Source organism: Bacillus cereus group sp. BfR-BA-01382 (assembly GCF_022663475.1).
Classification (GTDB): Bacteria; Bacillota; Bacilli; order Bacillales; family Bacillaceae_G; genus Bacillus_A; species Bacillus_A thuringiensis_S.
Genome location: NZ_JAKUFQ010000008.1, coordinates 42419 through 62552 on the forward strand (window position 1 = coordinate 42419; position 20134 = coordinate 62552).

Consider the following 20134-nt stretch of genomic DNA (forward strand, 5'->3'; position numbering starts at 1 on the left):
TCACCTGCTTTTTTTAGTCAAAACATGACAAAAAAAGCTCGTTGTTTCCTTTAGTTTATGATGATAAGATGTATCATAATGTAATGGGAAAATTAGTATATATGTTGTTCGTTAATAAGTATTATTTATCAATTAATAGTAAGCGCTTTCTTTGAGTTTGAACCGTACGTTTTTATAGGTGGGACATTTAATTATAGGGTCTTTTAAATGAGGATTCGTTTAACTAATCAAGTTTATGCTGCTAGTTCATGTGGGATAGAGAATATACATATGGTATATGGAGCTACTGAACATTATATAAGTGGAGGCTGAAGTATATGAAGGGGGTTATTTTAGCTGGAGGAAAAGGAAGACGCCTTAGACCATTAACATGTAATACTCCAAAGCCGATGTTACCGTTATTAGAAAAACCAGTTTTAGAATACAATATTGAGTTATTACGCCAGCATGGTATTCGTGAAATTGCAATTACTGTTCAATATATGAGTACGACCATTAAGCAATATTTTGGTGATGGTAGTAAATGGGGAGTTAACTTGTATTATTTTGAAGACTCTCCTCCGCTTGGTACAGCAGGGAGTATTAAACAAGCAGAACAATTTTTAGATGAAACATTTGTTGTGATAAGTGGGGATGCATTAACTGACTTTCAATTATCAGAAGGAATTAGGTTTCATGAACAAAAGAAAAGAATAGTAACAATGTTTGTGAAAGAAGTAGAAAATCCACTCTCATTTGGATTGGTTGTAATGAATAAAGACCAGGAGGTTACACGATATATAGAAAAGCCGGGCTGGAATGAGGTAGTCTCTAATGTTGTGAATACAGGCATATATATTATGGAGCCAGAAATCTTTTCTTACATACCGCCTAGGCAATTTTTTGATTTTAGTCATGATGTGTTTCCGTTATTGGCAAATAAAAATGTGTTATTCGCATATTTGTCAGAAGGTTATTGGTTAGATATCGGCACATTTAATCAATATCGACAAGCACAATTTGATTTGTTAACGAAAAAGTTACAAGTACCTATTCCTTATACGGAAGTATTACCGATGGTATGGATGGGAGAAGGGGTGACGATTGGCAAAGGGACGAAAATTCATGGCCCCTCTTTTATTGGAGAAGGAGCAAAGATTGGTACAGGAGCTGTAATTGAGCCATATTCTATTATTGGGAAAAATAGTATCGTTTCAAATTATTCTCATCTTCAAAAAAGTATTGTTTTTGCAAATGCCCACATTGGGAAGTATTGTGAACTATTAGAAACGACAATAGGAGAGCGTACAATAGTTGAAGATGACGTTACACTGTTTCAAAAAAGCGTTGTAGCGGATCACTGTCATATTGGGAGAAGCACGGTAATTAAGCAAAAAGGAAAACTATGGCCTTATAAGGCTATTGATAGTCATTCGATAGTAGGAGCAGCTGGTATTCAAGAGAGTGAAATGAGTGCAGGTTGGTTACAAAAAAGCCGCATTGTAGGAAGAGGGAATGTTGAAATTACTCCCCAGTTTATCGTGAAGATTGCGATGGCGTATGGATCTCTTTTTACAAAAGGAGAGAGTATATTAATTGGAAGTCAAGAAAATATAGAAACAACCTCTTATAAAAATTTATTTTTACATGCTATTCATGGTATAGGGATTCATACGATGGAATGTAAAGAAATGAACGAGTCACTTTTTCAATATAGTGTTCATCATTTGCAATGTGCAGGTGGTGTTTTCATTCAAGTGGAGAATGAGAATGAGATTGTTATAAAGTTATACAGTCAAGCTGGCATGCCGTTAACGTATAAGCAGCAAAAAGAGATAGAACAAGTATATATGTCCGAATTGTTTTATTACGTACATGAGAAAGAAATGGGGCGTAATGAGCTGGTTCATGTTTCTATGAATGAGTATATAGAAGTTATATTGGAGCATATTGATATCGAGAAAATACAGATGCAGAAGTTTCATCTTCTTATTAATAAGAGAAATGATACGTTGCAACATTTACTTATGCTCTTTCTGCAAAGACTTGGTTGTACAGTTACATGGATTTATGCAAGCGAACAAAAAGATCATGTGAAAGCTTTGATGAAATCAAGTAAAGCGAATATGGCTCTTATGTTTTCTGAGCAAGGAAATCATTTCGAGTTATACGATAAACATAGTAATATTTACCAGGGTACAGATTTGGAAGAGGTAGATATTCCGGATTTCTTACTCGAATCGACAGGAAATATTTACCCGATGTCTTTGAAGTTAGGAGAATGTTATCTTCTATTTTATACGCAGGATGAAAGAAAGTCGTTTCAAGTAAGGTGGAAGCGAGATATTTTATATCGAATTGGAAAATTATTCGAGCTAATAGCATTGCAAGGAAAAACGTTTCTCAGCATAGTAGAGCAATCACCGCCGCTCTATTTACTTTATGATGAAGTGGTATGTTCATGGAATGAAAAAGGGGAAATTATGAGGAAATTATTGGATGATATAGAAAGGAAGGGAGAAGGTATATTTGAAGGAGTACAGTTCAAATATACTGAAAAAGAGTGGTCTTATATCGTTTCTGACACAAAACAACCAAAATTTTTAGTGTATTCACATGCTAGAAACCCAGTAATAGCAAGGGAAAACATGAAAAATCTTATAGAAAAAATTAGACAATATCAAAAGGTGTAGAATTTTTATTTTAAAAGTGGTATTATAGTATAGTCTGATTTAAGTTATTAGTACTGGAGGGAAATAAGAATGCGTGTGAATATTACTCTAGCATGTACAGAATGCGGAGATCGTAACTATATCTCAAAGAAAAATAAACGTAACAACGCTGAGCGTATCGAGCTTAAAAAGTATTGCAAGCGTGACAAGAAGTCTACGTTACACCGTGAAACAAAGTAAGCAGTAGGAATATTTTCCTACTGTTTCTTTTTTTATTCGATTCCTATGTTAAAAGTGATACACTATCATCATAGAGAAAAGTGTCACTGTAGGGGGGAAATGTGTGAAAGAAGAGAAAGTGCGTTTGCGTAAACAAATAATAGAACACATGAATTCTTTATCAGAAGAACAGTATACAACTTTATCAGAACAGATTGCATTTTTGCTGTATGCGCAAAAAGAGTGGATTGAAGCTAAAACAATTGGAATTACTCTTTCAATGGAAAATGAAGTGAATACATATCCTATTATTGAAAAAGCTTGGGAAGAAGGAAAGAAAGTTGTAGTTCCTAAGTGTAATAAAGGAACAAGAACGATGTCCTTCCGGCAAATTAATAATTTTGATCAATTAGAAACGGTGTATATGAATTTACGCGAACCGATTCCCGGGCTTACGGAAGAAGTGAATGTGGATGGAATTGATCTTCAAATTGTGCCGGGCGTAGCTTATACAGAACGAGGAGAGCGAATTGGGTACGGCGGTGGCTATTATGATCGTTATCTCGTGCATTATAAAGGGAAAACGCTATCATTAGCGTATGGTTTTCAAATGGTAAAACACATTCCGGTAGAGCCATTTGATAAAAATATAGAAAAAATTATTACAGAAAAAGGAACAATGCTCATAAATGAGCTTGTCTAGACAAATAAAAATTGACGAGACTTTTTCTTCTTGATTATAATAAAATATGTGAACGTTTTCTTATTATAATTTTTTATAGTAAGCGAGCATAGAGGGTGATGAAATGGTATCTATTTATGATATTCAGCAATTGCTAAAGAAATTTGGTACGATTATTTATACGGGAGATCGAATTGCAGATTTACAATTAATGCAAGATGAATTGCGTGAATTAAATCAATCACAGCTAATCGATCCACAAGACTATCAAACAGCTTTATTTTTATTGAAGCAAGAAATTCAAAAAGAGCTAAATAAGAATTAGATAAAGGTAGGTAAGCAACATGGAAGAGAAATGGTTAGTTGGTGTTGACCTTGGTGGTACAACGATTAAATTAGCATTTATTAATGTATACGGTGAAATTTTACATAAGTGGGAAATCCCTACGAATACAGGTGAGCAAGGAAAACATATTACACTTGATGTTGCGAAAGCAATTGATAAAAAGCTAGAAGAATTAGGCGAATTGAAGAGCAAGTTAATTGGTATTGGTATGGGAGCTCCTGGCCCTGTACATGTGGCATCTGGAATGATTTATGAAGCGGTTAATTTAGGGTGGAAAAACTATCCGCTAAAAGATTTATTAGAAGTAGAAACAGGATTACCTGTTGTTATTGATAATGATGCAAACTTAGCAGCGCTTGGTGAAATGTGGAAAGGTGCTGGTGAAGGTGCAAAAGATTTAATCTGCATGACACTTGGTACGGGCGTTGGTGGTGGTGTAATCGCCAATGGTGAGATTGTACACGGCGTGAGTGGTGCTGCTGGTGAGATTGGACATATTACAGTAGTTACAGAAAATGCTTTCCCATGTAATTGCGGGAAGTCTGGTTGCTTAGAAACAGTAGCATCTGCAACAGGTATTGTACGTGTTGCTATGCAAAAAATACAAGAGACTAATAAAGAAAGCATGTTGCGTTCTATGTTAGCTGAAGAAGGACGTATTACATCAAAAGATGTCTTTGAAGCACTTGGACAAGGTGATGAATTAGCAGGCGAAGTAGTAGAAAAAGTAGCTTCTTATTTAGGATTAGCTGTAGCGAACCTTTCTAGTACGTTGAACCCAGAGAAAATTGTTATTGGTGGAGGCGTGTCTAAAGCTGGAGATGCGCTATTAGAACCAATTCAACGCTATTTCGAGCAATACGCTTTCTCACGTGCTGTAAAGAGCACGAAGTTAGCTATTGCAACACTTGGTAATGATGCAGGTGTTATCGGAGGAGCTTGGCTTGTAAAAAAGCACAAATACGAAGCGAAGATGATATAAGATGTGAAATATGAAAAGAGGAAGGGGGAACCCTTCCTCTTTTTGTGTGAAATCTCGATGAAGAATAAAGTGTAAACGAATTAAGCTGCTGGTGGATACCCGTTATATAGAACAGTCATGATCGTAAACCATCCGAAAACGAGTACAGTTGCAATTGCAAAGCCGCTCGCGAAAAAGTTTTTTTCACGAAGTGTTCTAAGCGTAGCAAATACAGCTAACAGAGTGACAAGTGTAAAAATGATAACAAGGCCCATACAATATCCTCCTCTGTCTACCCATTTCTTATTATGAGTTTTTGGAATATTTACTCTTTTATATTGTACATGTTTTAAAAATGATTGTCGAGATAGCATCCTTTCTTTTCCTCAGAGAAAGAAATGTTGTATCATTAAAAGTAAGTTTAATAACTGGAGGAGATTTCATATGAAATGGATACAAATGCCGTTAGGCCCATTGCAAACCAATGCTTATATTTTAATGAACGATCAAAAAGAGTGCATTATCTTTGACCCTGGTCATGAAGGTGAAAAGCTCGTTACATATTTACAAGAAGAACAATTAAAACCATTGGCGGTTTTATTAACACATGCTCACTTTGATCATATCGGTGCTGTTGATGCGGTAAGAGACGCTTTTTATATTCCTGTATACGTACATAAAGAAGAAGCAGATTGGTTAGGAGATGCAACTGTAAACGGCTCTCAAATTTTTATGATGAACCGCAGTATTACAGCAAAACCAGCGGATCATATTATTGATGCAGAAGGTACATTAACAATTGGATCATTTAATTTTGAAATTTTTGAGACGCCGGGACATTCTCCAGGAAGTATTTCTTATTATAGTAAAGAGGCGAATGCTGTATTCTCAGGAGATGTATTGTTCCAAATGAGCATTGGAAGAACAGATTTGCCTGGTGGAAGTTTTGCTGAATTAATTGGAAGTATTGAAGAGAAATTATTTGTATTACCAGATGAAACAGCGGTGTTATGTGGACATGGTCCAGAAACAAGCATTGGCTTTGAAAAAGAAAATAATCCGTTTTTACAATAAGGAGTCATTATGGGAATGGAGCTCATTTTAAGAGAATGGATGGGGAAAGAAAAGGATTATTCAATTTCATATAGTACGTATATGAACCTTGTATTGTATACAGAAGGTCATGGATATTATATGAAAGAACGTGAAAAGATTGGAAGAAAAGGGGATTTTTTTACAAGTAGCAATGTATCCTCTGTTTTTGCAAAAACTTTTGCTAAACTTTTTATTCGTCTTGTTGAAAATGGTGAAGTTGCTTCGAATATTTGTGAGGTTGGTGGGGGAACTGGAAAGTTTGCCTATGATGTTTTACAAGAATGGAAGCAATTATCTCCAAAAACCTTTATTGATTTAAACTATTCAATGATTGAAGTGAGCCCTTTTCATAGGAAATTACAGCAGGAGCAACTTGGCTCATTTTCTAATGTATCGTACTATACCTCCTATAGTGAAATGGGAGATTCTTTCGAGGGAATTCTTTTTTCGAATGAGTTGTTTGATGCATTTCCTGTTGAAATAATTGAGAAAAGAAATGGTATGTTGTATGAAGTACGTATTACATATACAGAGGAAGGAAACCTTTCAGAAGTATGTAGGCCGTTAGATAAAAGAATTGGTCGATATTTATTGAAATATAATATTCATATTGCTGAAGGGCAACGTTTTGAAGTACCAATTGTGATGGAGGAGTATATAAAAGAAATTGCGAAATGGTTTCAAAAAGGTATATGTATTACAGTTGATTACGGATACACAAAAGAAGAATGGATGCATCCAGCACACCGTGAAGGAAGTTTGCGAGGGTATTATCAGCATAAGCTAATACGAAACCCACTAGCGTATCCAGGTGAAATGGATCTTACTACTCATATTCATTGGGACGAGCTAACTGAGATGTTTAGTCTGCAGGGAATGAGTGCAGTATGGCATAAGAAACAATCTGAGTTCTTGTTAGCTGCAGGAATATTAGAACAGCTTACGAGCCATCAAGATACGAATCCTTTTTCTGAAACGCAAAAAAAAAATCGAGCAGTTCGTTCTATGATTTTGAATGGAGGAGTAGGGAGTGCGTTTGATGTTGTTATACATACAAAAGATATGCAACATTTGCATTTGGAGCAGTATGTAACAATATAAAAAAACAAGACACAGTATATACTGTGTCTTGTTTTTTAATACGACTTATGTAGTATTATATATTTCCTCTCATGATATATATTTATATTAAAGATATGAGATGAAAAATATAGAATACGTTCTTTTTCTTCGATTATTAGTCCCTAACCTAATAATACGCGAACGAGTTGAATTATTGTTTCGTTCTCTACTTTGTAATAAATTTCTAATCCTTTTCTTTCACTAGAAACGATTTTAGCGCTTTTTAATTTTGCTAAATGCTGTGAAATTGTAGATTGTGGCATGTTTAAGCCAGTATACATTGTAGAAACGTTGCTTGGACCGCGCTCAATTAATCCTTTTACGATACATAAACGAACAGGATGAGCTAGTACTTTTAATAATTCTGCATTACTTTCATATAGTTCTAATTCTTTTTGAAAGGTTTCTAACATGTTCTTTTCCACCTCCGTGTGAGCTATTATACCATACTATACATACCAAAAATTTAAAGAAAAGAAAATAGTTGTTGCAGAAAAAAAGTCCTAAAGTAAAGAAATTGTAAGAAAAGAGACCCTGATGTAAATAAAATAGGTAAATTAGCACGTTTTTGTAAAATAAAATTTTTGGGTGAAAATTTCGATGCGTTTTAAAAATTGAAAGATATAGATATATTTGTAACACAATTTTATCATGATTTTCTTATTCTTTCAAATGAATATACAAAATTTTTAAAATAATATGACAAAGGAATTGTAATGATATATATAGAATATAAAACAGTTTAAAAGAAAAGAAGCTGAATGTAATTCGCTTCTTTATGATGATAACGAAATATTTGATTACAGCTGATAAATCTTAGGATAATCAAGTCATTAGTCATTTATTCTAAAATTCATCTTTTAGCAACGTTAAAAACCTGTGATTCCATATGTTCTCGTAAAAATCAATCGTCTCTTTTGCGGACATAAAAGGATTCTTCAACGTAGAGGTTGTTTTCTGTGCCATAAAGTTTTCGTATCCCAGTCCGTGGGCAAACTTAATCGTAGCATCCATACAGTACTCTGTTTGGGCACCACAAAATTCAATGCGCTTTACAGATAATTGATCTAAAATTTCTTTTAAGTTTGTTTTATAAAATGAATTTGCATGTGTTTTTCTTACAAAAAAATCTTGTTCTTGAACATCTAGATCGGTATGAATAGCCCAATTTTCTTTCTCGGGTACTAAATCATCATCACAATGTTGAACAAAAAGGATTGGTTTATTTAATTTTCTGTATGAAGAAATTCTTTGATTTACTTTTGTTAGTAAGTTCTGTAAATCAAATAAATGCTCTCCGCTATAACATACTCCATTTTGTAAATCGATAACGATTAAAATATCTGTACAAGTATCCATTATTTTTGCTCCTTTTTTATTTCTTAATATATCAATTAATAAATTACTTGGAAATAGATAAAAATTTTATTTTTTAATGAACTATATAGACAGAAAAGCACTAAAACGAGTATGGTAGACAGCATAAAAAAAGATATGAAAACTTAATTTCATATCTTCTATTCATTCTATACATTTACAGGTTCTTCTACATAAGAAAGGGCATTTTCAAAATCGGATATTAAATCGTCAACATTTTCAAGGCCAACTGATAACCGAAGTAATGAATTAGAGATCCCTCTTTCATCACGAGCTTCTTGCGACAGTGCTGCATGTGACATTTTTGCTGGGTAAGAAAGAATTGACTCTACCGCTCCTAAACTAACTGCAAAAACGGGTAATTTTACTTTTGACAAAAATTGGCGGAGTGCATCTTCTGACTGCAAAGTAAACGATAAGACCGCTCCAGCTGATGTTGCTTGAGATTGTTGAATATCAAATCCGAGATGCGTTTGTAATCCAGGATAATAGACATTTTGTACTTTAGTGTGCTCTTGTAAATAATGTGCAATTTTATTGGCATTTTTAGCTGAATGCTCGAGGCGTACATGCAATGTTTTTAGGCCACGAAGTACGAGAGAACAATCTTGAGGCCCTAAAATAGCACCGAATGCATTTTGTAAAAATCCAAGCTTTTGAGCGAGTTCTGCATCTTTTACTACTGCTAATCCGGCAGTAACATCACTATGACCAGCAATAAATTTTGTAGCACTATGAAGAACGACATCAGCTCCAAGTTCAAGTGGTTTCTGGAATAGTGGTGTCAAAAAAGTATTATCAACAAAAGTAAGAGCGCCAATAGATTTTGCAAGTTTAGAAACTTCGCGGATATCTGTCACTTTTAAAAGTGGGTTAGAAGGTGTTTCTACATAAAAGAGCTTTGTATTTGGTTTAATGTTTTGTTTTATTTCTTCTAAATTGGTCATATCAACAAATGTATGTGAAACACCGTAACGGGAGAGTACCTCAGTTATCACTCTGTAAGTGCCTCCGTATACATCTTCTGAAATGAGTACGTGATCACCTTGTGAAAGAAGGAGGAATGCAGTGGAAATCGCTGCAATGCCTGATGCAAAGGCGAATCCCTTTGTTCCACCTTCTAATAAAGCAATGATATCTTCAAGAGCTTCACGAGTTGGATTTCCTGACCTGCTATAGTCATATTTTCCGAACGTATCTACATCAAACTGGTGAAAAGTTGATGTGTTATAAATGGGAACGTTCACAGCGCCCGTTTGTGAGTCATGTTTATATTGGTTGTGTAGTAAGAGTGTATCTATAGAATAGCTCATATTTTTACACCTTCTTTTACGAGTTTAATGGCTTGCTTTAAGTCTTGAATTAAATCGTTACTATTTTCAATGCCAACGGAGAATCGAAGAAGACGATTGCATACACCGTTTGCTGTTCTAATATCTTCAGGAATATCAGCATGTGTTTGCGTTGCTGGATAAGTCATTAAACTTTCTACACCACCAAGACTTTCTGCAAATGTAATTAAGGATAAAGATTGTAAGAATGGATTAATCCAAGCTTCATCTTTAAGGCGGAATGAAATCATGCCGCCTCTTCCTGGATAAAATACATCTGTCACCCCGTTTTCATCATTTAAATATGCAACAACTGCTTTCGCATTTTCTTCATGTTGTCTCATGCGAAGCGCTAACGTTTTCATACCGCGAATTAATAACCATGAGTCAAATGGGCTTAAAACCGCGCCTGATGCATTATGATAATGAGCGATTTCCTCGCAAAGTTCCATTCCTTTTGCAACGACAAGTCCGCTTAGTACATCGTTATGTCCCCCTAAATATTTCGTTGCGCTATGGAGTACAATGTCAGCACCTTCTGTTAATGGTTGCTGTATATAAGGTGTGTAGAATGTGTTGTCTACAATAAGAAGTAGTCCGTGCCTTTTCGCTACAGTTGCGACAGCAGCAATATCAGTAACTTGCATTAATGGATTAGTTGGAGTTTCTATGAAAATAGCCTTCGTTTCAGTTGTGATAGCTTGCTCAATTTGTTTAATAGATTGTGTATTTACGTATCTACATCGAACATTCCACTTTTTTTCGTGCTCAGAAAATAATCGATACGTTCCTCCGTATAAATCTTCAGATACAATAAGTTCGTCTCCAGAGTGGAATAGAGAAAGGACGAGGAGAACAGCCGCCATCCCTGAACTACAGGCATAACCTTGTTCGCCATATTCTAAGTCTGCGATCGCCTGTTCTAAAAGACCGCGAGTTGGATTGCCAGTTCGTGAATAGTCAAAGCCAGTAGATTTACCAATTCCTTCGTGACGATAAGCGGTTGAGAAATAAACCGGTGGATTAACCGTTCCTGTTGTAGTTTCACTGCGATTTCCGATTTGTGCTAGTTTCGTTTCGATTGTTGACATGTGAAAATTCCTCCTTTTTAAATTGAAACATTAAGTGAATATAAAATAAAAAAAGCCTTCTAAGAAGAAGGCTTTCGGTTTGAATAGAGTCTTCTTCTCATCTGTCAAATCTTTCACAATTTGCTGGAATTAGCACCTTATTAACAAACTGTTAATGGTTGCTGAGGCGTCATAGGGCCAGTCCCTCTACCTCTCTAGATAAGAATGTTCGTATGAAATTTTTATTATGTTTTTAACTTTACAACAAAAGATAATTGAATTGCAAGTTTATTTTAAATAATTTTTATTTTTCCGCAAGTATCATTGACTTTTACTTTTGTGCATGCTAAATTTATTAAAAAATTAACAAACATTGTTAAAAGGGGAACGCATTTCCTTTTAGCTACATAAATAAAATAATAAAGACAACTCTTATTGAGAGCGGTGGAGGGAAAGGCCCTGTGAAACCCGGCAACCTTCAAACGAAATGTTTGAAACGGTGCTAATACCTGCAAAACGAATGTTTTGCATAATAAGAGGAGGAACGATTATGTCCCCCTCTTCAAAGTGAAGAGGGGGTTTTTATATTGATAGAAATGAGGGAGATTCGTGAAATTACTAGATTTATTATCAAAAGGAATTGTAATAGGTGATGGTGCGGTTGGGACGTTATTGCATTCACATGGTTTGCAAAGTAGCTTTGAAGAATTGAATGTATCTGATCCAGACTTAATTATATCGATTCATAAACAATATGTAGCTGCTGGAGCAGATGTAATTCAAACGAATACGTATGGGGCAAATGAGACGAAATTACGTATGTATGGTTTAGAAAATCAAGTTACAGAAATTAATAGAGCGGCAGTAAAACTGGCGAAAGCATCTGTTACAGACAGAAATGCAATTTTAGGAACAATTGGTGGTATGAAACACATCGGAGCCGTTACAACGACTGATATGGAAAGGGAGTTTATGCTACTTGAACAGGCAGGGGCTTTACTAGAAGAACAGGTTGATGGATTACTATTAGAAACTTTTTACGATGAATTTGAATTACTTCATGCCGTTAAAGTATTGCGTAAGCAAACGAATATTCCAATTGTTGCTCAATTAGCGTTACATGAAGCAGGTACGACTCAAAATGGAAATGATGTCAATGAAATATTAAAGCAACTTATAGATTGCGGTGCAAATGTTGTTGGATTGAATTGTCAACTAGGGCCGCTTCATATGACGGAAGCTTTCAAAATGATATCGATTCCGCAAAATGGCTATTTATCAGCATACCCAAATGCAGGTCTCCCGAATTATGTGGAGGGACGTTATGTATATGAGGGAAGCCCAGCTTATTTTGAAGCGATGACACCGAGATTTATTGAGCAAGGTATTCGATTATTGGGTGGTTGTTGTGGTACGACTCCAGAACATATTCAAAGTATGAAGCGCGCTGTTGCGAATATTACCCCTGTAATAGAAAAAGACACGATTCAAAGGCCGAAAGTCGTTCATACGCATGAGAAACGTTCGAAGGCTCACGTCACTCTAGCAGAGAAAGCGAAAAAACAAACGACAGTTGTAGTGGAATTAGATCCACCGAAAACGTTAGATACACAGCGTTTTTTTGAAGGAGCAAGAGCGTTAAAAAGAGCGGGAGCAGATGCTATTACTCTAGCAGATAATTCATTAGCATCGCCTCGCATCTCGAATATGGCAATGGGTGCGTTATTAACCAAGCATGATATCCCAGTATTGACACATTTAACGTGTAGAGATCATAACGTCATTGGACTACAATCTCATTTGTTAGGTTTATCGGCGTTAGGGATGGAAGAAGTGCTAGCTTTAACTGGTGATCCAGCGCGCGTTGGTGATTTTCCCGGTGCAACTTCTGTATATGATTTATCCTCTATTGAGCTCATTAAAATGATTAAAGAAATGAACGATGGACGTTCAATTTTAGGGAAATCAATTGGACCGGCGACAAGGTTTTCTGTAGGCGGCGCATTTAATCCTCACGTGAGGCACTTAAAAGCAGCGGTTAAGCGAATGGAACGAAAAATAGATGCTGGAGCGGAGTATTTTTTAACTCAGCCAATTTACGATATCGCGCTAATTGAAGAAGTGTATGAAGCGACAAAGCATTTGGAACAACCTATTTTTATTGGAATTATGCCGTTAGTAAGTAAGCGGAATGCAGATTTTCTTCATTTTGAGGTGCCGGGTATTACTCTTCCTGAAGAAATAAGAGAGAGAATGGATGGACACGAAACGAAAGAGGCAGCAATTGAGGAAGGGATTCGCATTTCGCAAGAATTAATCGACATAGCGATGAAATATTTTAATGGTATTTATCTTATTACACCATTTTTAAAGTATGAAATTACAGAACATCTTGTTAAATATGTAAGAGAAAAGCAAGAAGTGAAAGAAGGTATTAATTGATGAAGTGTATAGAAGAAAAATTACAGAATAGCATTTTAATATTAGATGGGGCAATGGGGACAATGATTCAGCAAGAGGATTTAACTGCTGAAGATTTCGGAGGAGAAGAGTACGAGGGCTGTAATGAATATTTAGTAGAAACAAGACCAGACGTTATTTTAAAAATTCATAAAGTTTATATTGAAGCTGGAGCGGATATTATTGAAACAAATACATTTGGGGCAACGAATATTGTACTAAGTGATTATGAGCTGTCTCATTTAGATGAAGAACTAAATGAAAAGGCAGCACTTTTGGCGAAGCAAGCTGTTAAAGAAAGCGGGAAGGAAGTATATGTTGCGGGAGCAATGGGACCAACAACGAAAGCAATTAGTGTTACAGGTGGTGTGACTTTTGAAGAATTGATTGAGGCTTATACAAGGCAGGCACGAGGATTGTTAAAAGGAGAAGTTGATGTATTACTCGTTGAGACGAGTCAAGATATGCGTAACGTGAAAGCAGCTTATATTGGAATTCAAGCTGCTTTTGAAGAAATGAAAAAAACGGTTCCTATTATGATTTCAGGAACGATTGAGCCAATGGGAACGACTCTGGCTGGGCAAACAATTGAAGCTTTTTATTTATCAGTAGAACATATGAAACCATTATCTGTTGGATTAAACTGTGCGACTGGTCCGGAGTTTATGAGGGACCATATTCGTTCACTATCTGATTTATCGGAGTGTTACATTTCTTGTTATCCAAATGCAGGTCTTCCTGATGAAGATGGACATTACCATGAATCTCCATCTTCTCTTGCTGAAAAGGTGAAGCGATTTGCTGAAGAAGGATGGGTTAATATTATCGGTGGTTGTTGTGGCACGACACCAGAACATATAAAAGCAATGAAATCCGCGCTAGCATCTCTTAAGCCTCGTGACCATCATGAGAGAGAAGGACATGGAATTAGTGGATTGGAGGCACTGCAATACGATGAGTCTATGAGACCGTTATTTGTAGGTGAAAGAACGAATGTTATTGGATCACGTAAATTTAAACGATTAGTAGCAGAAGGGAAATTTGAAGAGGCTGCTGAAGTGGCAAGGGCGCAAGTGAAGAAAAATGCTCATATTATTGATATTTGTATGGCAGATCCTGATCGTGATGAAATAGAAGATATGGAGAAATTTTTGACAGAAGTTACGAAAGTGTTAAAAGTACCGATTATGATTGATTCAACGGATGAAAATGTTATGGCAAGAGCACTTACTTATATTCAAGGAAAAGCTGTTATCAACTCTATTAATTTAGAAGATGGAGAAGAGCGTTTTGAAAAGGTAACACCGCTTCTTCGTAAGTATGGTGCTGCAATTGTAGTTGGTACAATCGATGAAGATGGTATGGCAGTAAGTGCTGAAAGAAAATTAGAAATTGCAAAAAGAAGTTACGAATTATTAACGACGAAATATGGAATACGTCCGTCAGATATTATTTTTGATGCACTTGTGTTTCCAGTAGGGACAGGTGATGAAGAATATATTGGTTCAGCGGCAGCGACTATAGAAGGAATTCGTCTTATTAAAGAAGCGTTACCAGAGTGTTTAACGATTTTAGGTGTAAGTAACATATCATTTGGTTTACCACCAGCTGGACGTGAAGTATTGAATTCCGTCTTTTTATATCATGCTACGAAGGCTGGATTAGATTACGCGATTGTTAATACGGAAAAATTAGAACGCTATGCGTCGATTCCAGAGGAAGAAAAACACCTTGCAGATGCATTACTGTTTGAAACGACTAAAGAGACGTTAGAAGAATTTACAAACTTTTACCGAGTCGCTAAAAAGAAAGATGTCGTTGTGCAAGAAACGTTAACGCTTGATGAAAGACTAGCAAATTATATTGTAGAAGGTACGAAACAAGGATTACACGAGGATTTAAGTCTTGCACTTGAAGAAGGAAGAAAACCTCTTGATATTATTAACGGTCCGCTTATGACAGGGATGGACGAGGTAGGACGACTATTTAATAATAATGAACTTATTGTTGCTGAAGTATTGCAAAGTGCCGAAAGTATGAAAGCTGCTGTAAGTTATTTAGAGCCATATATGGAATCTAGTGATAGTGCGAAAAAAGGGAAAGTATTATTAGCAACTGTAAAAGGTGACGTGCATGATATTGGGAAAAATCTCGTTGAAATTATTTTAGCGAATAACGGATATGAGATTATTAATTTAGGAATTAATGTACGTTCAGATCGAATTGTTCAAGAAGTACAAGAAAAGAATCCGGACATTATAGGACTTTCAGGTTTATTAGTAAAATCAGCGCAACAAATGGTAACGACTGCTGAAGATTTAAAAGCTGCAAATATTGATGTTCCCATTGTTGTAGGTGGTGCAGCATTAACGAGAAAGTTTACAGATAATCGGATTTCACCATCATATAAAGGGCTCGTTTGTTATGCGAGTGATGCGATGACGGGGCTCGATATTATTAATAAGCTTCAAAAAGAAGAAGAGCGTGAGAAGATGAAACAGGATAAGAAAGAACGGCATCTTCATATCGTAAAAAAAGAGGAGAAGAAAGTAGAAATTCCAGCAGTAATTGAGCCATTACCAAAGGCTGAGGTTATCGTGCCTGATTCAACAAAACGAATTGTATTACGCGATATTCCCGCCCTTCATCTCGCTCCATTTTTAAATAGACAAATGCTACTTGGGCATCACCTTGGATTAAAAGGAAATGTGAAGAAGCTTTTGAAAGAGGGAGATAAGAGAGCGCATGAATTAAATGATTTAATAGATGAATTATTGCAAGAAGGACAATCTTGGTTAAAGCCAAAAGCAGTGTATCAATTTTTCCCAGCGCAAAGCGATGGACAAAACATTGTAATATATGATCCAGAAGATCATACGCGTGTTATAGAGCGTTTCACGTTCCCTAGACAAGGAAAGGCCCCCTATCGTACTTTAGGCGATTATTTGCGCCCAATTGGAGATGAGATGGACTATGTTGCTTTCTTATCTGTTACGGTTGGGGAAGGAGTTCGGGACATTGCTGAAGAGTGGAAGGCGAAAGGTGATTACTTACGTAGTCATGCCATTCAATCGTTAGCGCTTGAATTAGCAGAAGGACTTGCTGAAAAAACACATATGCTCATTCGTGACCGCTGGGGCATTCCAGACTCACCTGAACTGACGATGGAAGAACGTTTCCGTACGAAATATAGAGGAATACGCGTGTCATTTGGTTATCCGGCGTGTCCAGAACTTGCAGATCAAGAAAAGCTATTTCGCTTAATTCATCCAGAGGAAATAGGTATTTCATTAACAGAAGGATTCATGATGGAGCCAGAAGCGTCCGTAACGGCTATGGTATTTTCTCACCCTGAGGCAAGATATTTTAGTGTATTATAGTCTAGAAGGGGGAGACGTATGAAGAAAATAGTCTTTACAGGTGGCGGTTCGGCAGGACATGTAACACCTAATTTAGCCATTATCCCACATTTACAGGAAGACAACTGGGATATCTCTTATATTGGTTCTCATCAAGGTATTGAGAAAACGATTATAGAAAAGGAAGGCATTCCCTACTATAGTATTTCGAGTGGAAAGCTACGTCGTTATTTTGATTTGAAAAATATAAAAGATCCTTTTCTTGTAATGAAGGGTGTTATGGATGCGTATGTAAGGATTCGAAAACTAAAACCAGATGTGATTTTTTCAAAAGGCGGTTTCGTATCTGTACCAGTCGTAATTGGAGGATGGCTAAATAGAGTACCAGTTTTATTACATGAATCTGATATGACGCCAGGACTAGCAAATAAAATTGCGCTTCGTTTTGCTTCGAAAATATTTGTTACATTTGAAGAAGCAGCGAAGCATTTACCGAAAGGAAAAGTAATATATACGGGATCTCCTGTACGTGAAGAAGTGCTGAAGGGAAATCCTGAAACAGGTTTAGCATTTTTAGGTTTTTCACGTAAAAAGCCAGTTATTACGATTATGGGAGGCAGCTTGGGCGCGAAGAAAATTAATGATACGGCTCGAGAAGCATTACCAGAACTTCTTAAAAAGTATCAAATTGTTCACCTTTGCGGAAAAGGTAACCTTGATGAAAGTTTACAAAATAAAGAAGGATATAGACAATTTGAATATGTACATGGAGAACTGCCGGATATATTAGCGGTAACAGATTTTGTTATTTCACGCGCGGGCTCCAACGCAATTTTTGAATTTTTAACATTACAAAAGCCAATGGTTTTAATTCCATTATCGAAATTTGCAAGCCGTGGAGATCAAATATTAAATGCAGAGTCCTTTGAAAGGCAAGGGTATGCCTCCGTATTATATGAAGAAGATGTAACTGTAAAATCTCTGATAAAGTATGTCGAAGAATTGAATCAAAATAATGAGAAGTATAAAACAGCACTAAAAAAATATAATGGAAAAGAAGCAATTCAAACAATCATTCAAAATATTTCAGAGGCATGATGAAACAATCATGCCTCTTTTAGTAGGGTGAAAGATTCCAAGAATTGATATTTTTATGTTACAATAAAGTGAAACTTTAATCAGTTGGGTGCATCCTCCATCTAACTTCTTTGCTTTTACTGAAATTTGAGGAGGGAGTCTTACTGCCCTCAAATAGCGGGATAACAACTGGGTTAATAGAGAAATTCCAATTAATGAGGCGTGAAAATACGAATGGATTAGGAGTGACTGTGTTGGAGCTAAGTCTCTATGAAAATACTGCACTTATTATATGCTTTGTGTTGTACGTTGGTAGTGTTATTGTTTATATTTCAAGGAAATTTTCGCAAGAAAGAGAGCTTGAAAAGTCAGAGATAACAGCTGAACTAGAAATGTTAGCTGATGAAAGTTATAAAAAACAAAAAATAAAAGAAGACCATGAAGCATCCCATCATTTAAACGCAAATAAGTTTTAAAGATGGGGATTTTTTTTGAAGTTGTTCTTTATTATAGCTATAACAAATAACGCTAAAAAGGAGTTTCCCCATACATAATGAAGGAGTGTATATAAATGAATTTTTATATCGCCTCAGGTTTCCAAAATAAACATCTTGTATGTTCCGTAGCAAATGAACTGAAACATGCAGGATGGCACCATACATATGATTGGAGCAAAAACGAAAGAGCAGTGAATCAAGAACAATTAAGAGAAATTGGTCAGGCAGAAAAAAATGCTGTAAAAGAAGCGGATGTGTTTTTACTTATATTAGATGGCGGAAACGGGAGCCATACAGAGTTTGGAATGGCGATTGCACTAGAGAAAACGATATATGTATATCATGCAGGAAATCCGCTCCAAACAACGTTCTATCACTTGCCAGAAATAAATATTTTTGAAGGAGATGTAGCTGAGTTTGCATCTTATGTTATGAATCATGTGAAATAATGTAACTACCTAAAAGGTTATAAAAGTGATCTTTTGGGTACAGTGATGATAAGAAACGTATATAAAGGAGTACATAATATGAAATTAGAAAATGGATGGGAAACGAGCTTTTTAGAAGTCGTACAAAATAGTGAATTTAAGAAAGAGGCACTTCTTAGTCAATTGCTTTGTCAGGATAGTGAAGAAGTAGAAGAGCTTGTGGATGATTACGGCTACGAAGAACTTGTTGAACGTGAACATGATGATGAGTTAGCTGAAATTTTAGGAGAAGAACTTTTTAGTGAGATGGAACGCCAAGTATTCTTATCTTCAAACCCAGAAGAAAAACTTATTGCATTCGTCAATGGATTAGGTTTTCATGTGTTAGATTGGATCGTTCTTCTTGAAACAGAATTTGGAATTGATAGTGCAAACTTTACATCAGATGCTGTAAAGGTGTTAGAAAAGCGTTTCAGCCAGTTTCCGTACATAGAGGACAATACAATTTTTGATATGACATTTGGAGAATCGATGGATGTATTAGAATCTGTTACAGGATTACAACTAAAGGAAAAGATGAACATATAATGAAAAAAGAACGTGATTGGATCACGTTCTTTTTTTACATAATAATAATTTTATCATCTAGTTTTGTCTGCCCGGTAAGAAGTGCGTTTAAATATTCCACTTTTCTTATACAAGCTTGTATATGTCTTTCAACCTCTTGTAACTCTGCTTGGTGATGTGTTTCAATTGGATGAATTTGTACGTTGAATTTTTCAAATTGACTACTATATGTTATTTCTGCATAGCCGCTCATAATATCGGTTTCGTTATGAAATAAAAATTGCCTCGTTTTGTCACAGAATGATACATCCTGAAAGCCATATACTTTTAATGCTTCAATTACTTTTTTTATCATTTTTGTATTCATTTTTTTAACCCTCTTTACGAAGTTCTACTTTTATATTATAACATAAAAAATTACATAGAAAGCGCTTCCAAGTGTATTTTATTATAAACTTTACGTTTCAATCACAAAAATGAAACAAAGAAAAAATAATTGTAAAGAAGGAAGGACTCTTTTATTGTTTCGTCATATATATAGAGAAATAGTGCAATGAAAGGAAATTTTCCGAGGTGGAGATCGTATTTCCAATTTGAGCGCAGTAAAAGAGGTGAAAATCTTGAACTTTGATATTGTAGGACAAAAAGCATATATAAAAGATGGACCGCATCGGAACCGAATTGGAATTGTAAAGAAAAACGAGACAAAATTAGCATCGCAGTTTGCTATTGTAATTGGAGAACAAATCATTGATGTAGAGCTAAAGGATATCGTGTTAGTTGGGGTGGACGTAGGACAATTTCATAAATGGTGCGAACAAAATGGTTATTTGTGAAAAGGACGGGCTGTGAGATAATGAAATATATTTGAGAGAAGAGAATATGTTATTAT

At 35.7% G+C, this 20134-nt stretch carries 20 protein-coding genes and 2 riboswitches; of the genes, 14 read left to right on the plus strand and 6 right to left on the minus strand.

All coding sequences use genetic code 11. From position 1 onward, the window contains the following. Positions 1-317 precede the first annotated feature (317 nt). The 5 genes from MR160_RS05650 (at position 318) to glcK (ending at position 4880) form a co-directional block, all read left to right on the plus strand. A complete protein-coding gene (locus tag MR160_RS05650; protein ID WP_000679330.1) occupies positions 318-2672 on the plus strand; it encodes a sugar phosphate nucleotidyltransferase in 2355 nt (784 codons plus the stop codon). 69 nt (positions 2673-2741) lie between these two features. Then, positions 2742-2891: a 50S ribosomal protein L33 gene (gene rpmG, locus MR160_RS05655; protein WP_001265616.1), complete on the plus strand. Its 150-nt coding sequence runs from the start codon at positions 2742-2744 to the stop codon at positions 2889-2891. Between the two features lie 103 nt (positions 2892-2994). After that, on the plus strand, positions 2995-3573 hold the full coding sequence (locus MR160_RS05660) for a 5-formyltetrahydrofolate cyclo-ligase (protein WP_000656858.1): 579 nt from the start codon (positions 2995-2997) through the stop codon (positions 3571-3573). A gap of 103 nt (positions 3574-3676) precedes the next feature. Continuing rightward, entirely contained in the window at positions 3677-3877 is a 201-nt protein-coding gene (locus tag MR160_RS05665; protein WP_000253699.1) for a YqgQ family protein, read from the plus strand. Between the two features lie 19 nt (positions 3878-3896). Then, positions 3897-4880 (plus strand): glucokinase, encoded by a 984-nt coding sequence (gene glcK, locus MR160_RS05670; protein WP_000391701.1) that lies wholly within the window; start codon positions 3897-3899, stop codon positions 4878-4880. Positions 4881-4960: 80 nt separating this feature from the next. Here glcK and MR160_RS05675 read toward each other — a convergent pair whose 3' ends face one another. Beyond that, positions 4961-5134: a DUF2759 domain-containing protein gene (locus tag MR160_RS05675; protein ID WP_000524852.1), complete on the minus strand. Its 174-nt coding sequence runs from the start codon at positions 5132-5134 to the stop codon at positions 4961-4963. A 169-nt stretch (positions 5135-5303) separates the two neighbouring features. Here MR160_RS05675 and MR160_RS05680 point away from each other — a divergent pair, with 169 nt between their 5' ends. Together MR160_RS05680 and MR160_RS05685 are read left to right on the plus strand one after the other, a co-directional pair. Next, a complete protein-coding gene (locus MR160_RS05680; protein WP_000871230.1) occupies positions 5304-5933 on the plus strand; it encodes an MBL fold metallo-hydrolase in 630 nt (209 codons plus the stop codon). A gap of 9 nt (positions 5934-5942) precedes the next feature. Further along, on the plus strand, positions 5943-7055 hold the full coding sequence (locus MR160_RS05685) for a class I SAM-dependent methyltransferase (protein ID WP_000525134.1): 1113 nt from the start codon (positions 5943-5945) through the stop codon (positions 7053-7055). 143 nt (positions 7056-7198) lie between these two features. Here MR160_RS05685 and MR160_RS05690 read toward each other — a convergent pair whose 3' ends face one another. From MR160_RS05690 to metI, 4 genes are all read right to left on the minus strand, one after another. Continuing rightward, a complete protein-coding gene (locus MR160_RS05690; RefSeq protein ID WP_000894377.1) occupies positions 7199-7489 on the minus strand; it encodes an ArsR/SmtB family transcription factor in 291 nt (96 codons plus the stop codon). 433 nt (positions 7490-7922) lie between these two features. After that, positions 7923-8435: a cysteine hydrolase family protein gene (locus MR160_RS05695; protein WP_000379186.1), complete on the minus strand. Its 513-nt coding sequence runs from the start codon at positions 8433-8435 to the stop codon at positions 7923-7925. 167 nt (positions 8436-8602) lie between these two features. Then, the gene (gene metC / locus MR160_RS05700) at positions 8603-9766 is read right to left on the minus strand and encodes a cystathionine beta-lyase (protein ID WP_000122298.1); all 1164 of its coding nucleotides are present in this window, start codon (positions 9764-9766) and stop codon (positions 8603-8605) included. Then, positions 9763-10875, minus strand: coding sequence for a cystathionine gamma-synthase/O-acetylhomoserine thiolyase (gene metI, locus MR160_RS05705; RefSeq protein WP_000103880.1), 1113 nt, complete (start codon positions 10873-10875; stop codon positions 9763-9765). Before metI ends, metC begins: the two co-directional genes overlap by 4 nt. A 94-nt stretch (positions 10876-10969) precedes the next feature. Further along, positions 10970-11080: riboswitch (SAM riboswitch) on the minus strand. A gap of 203 nt (positions 11081-11283) precedes the next feature. Next, positions 11284-11393, plus strand: a riboswitch (SAM riboswitch). Positions 11394-11463: 70 nt separating this feature from the next. On the opposite strand from metI, the gene MR160_RS05710 reads away from it, so the two are divergent. The 6 genes from MR160_RS05710 (at position 11464) to MR160_RS05735 (ending at position 19263) form a co-directional block, all read left to right on the plus strand. After that, complete coding sequence (locus MR160_RS05710; protein WP_000770367.1) at positions 11464-13296, plus strand: bifunctional homocysteine S-methyltransferase/methylenetetrahydrofolate reductase; 1833 nt, start codon at positions 11464-11466, stop codon at positions 13294-13296. Next, positions 13296-16694 carry a methionine synthase gene (gene metH, locus MR160_RS05715; protein WP_242297100.1) on the plus strand — a complete coding sequence of 1133 codons (3399 nt, stop codon included), beginning with the start codon at positions 13296-13298 and terminating at the stop codon, positions 16692-16694. Before MR160_RS05710 ends, metH begins: the two co-directional genes overlap by 1 nt. An 18-nt stretch (positions 16695-16712) precedes the next feature. Next, positions 16713-17771, plus strand: a complete 1059-nt coding sequence (locus MR160_RS05720) for an undecaprenyldiphospho-muramoylpentapeptide beta-N-acetylglucosaminyltransferase (RefSeq protein WP_000724743.1) — start codon at positions 16713-16715, stop codon at positions 17769-17771. Between the two features lie 194 nt (positions 17772-17965). Further along, a complete protein-coding gene (locus MR160_RS05725) occupies positions 17966-18226 on the plus strand; it encodes a DUF3966 domain-containing protein (RefSeq protein ID WP_001250699.1) in 261 nt (86 codons plus the stop codon). A 95-nt stretch (positions 18227-18321) separates the two neighbouring features. Continuing rightward, complete coding sequence (locus tag MR160_RS05730; RefSeq protein ID WP_079245917.1) at positions 18322-18696, plus strand: nucleoside 2-deoxyribosyltransferase; 375 nt, start codon at positions 18322-18324, stop codon at positions 18694-18696. A 78-nt stretch (positions 18697-18774) separates the two neighbouring features. Further along, the gene (locus MR160_RS05735; protein ID WP_000764264.1) at positions 18775-19263 is read left to right on the plus strand and encodes a hypothetical protein; all 489 of its coding nucleotides are present in this window, start codon (positions 18775-18777) and stop codon (positions 19261-19263) included. A 34-nt stretch (positions 19264-19297) separates the two neighbouring features. On the opposite strand, the gene MR160_RS05740 is transcribed toward MR160_RS05735, so the two are convergent. Then, on the minus strand, positions 19298-19609 hold the full coding sequence (locus MR160_RS05740) for a hypothetical protein (protein WP_001093240.1): 312 nt from the start codon (positions 19607-19609) through the stop codon (positions 19298-19300). A 253-nt stretch (positions 19610-19862) separates the two neighbouring features. Between MR160_RS05740 and MR160_RS05745 the strand changes: the two genes are divergently transcribed. Beyond that, positions 19863-20078 carry a DUF3912 family protein gene (locus MR160_RS05745; RefSeq protein WP_001008326.1) on the plus strand — a complete coding sequence of 72 codons (216 nt, stop codon included), beginning with the start codon at positions 19863-19865 and terminating at the stop codon, positions 20076-20078. Positions 20079-20134 lie beyond the last annotated feature (56 nt).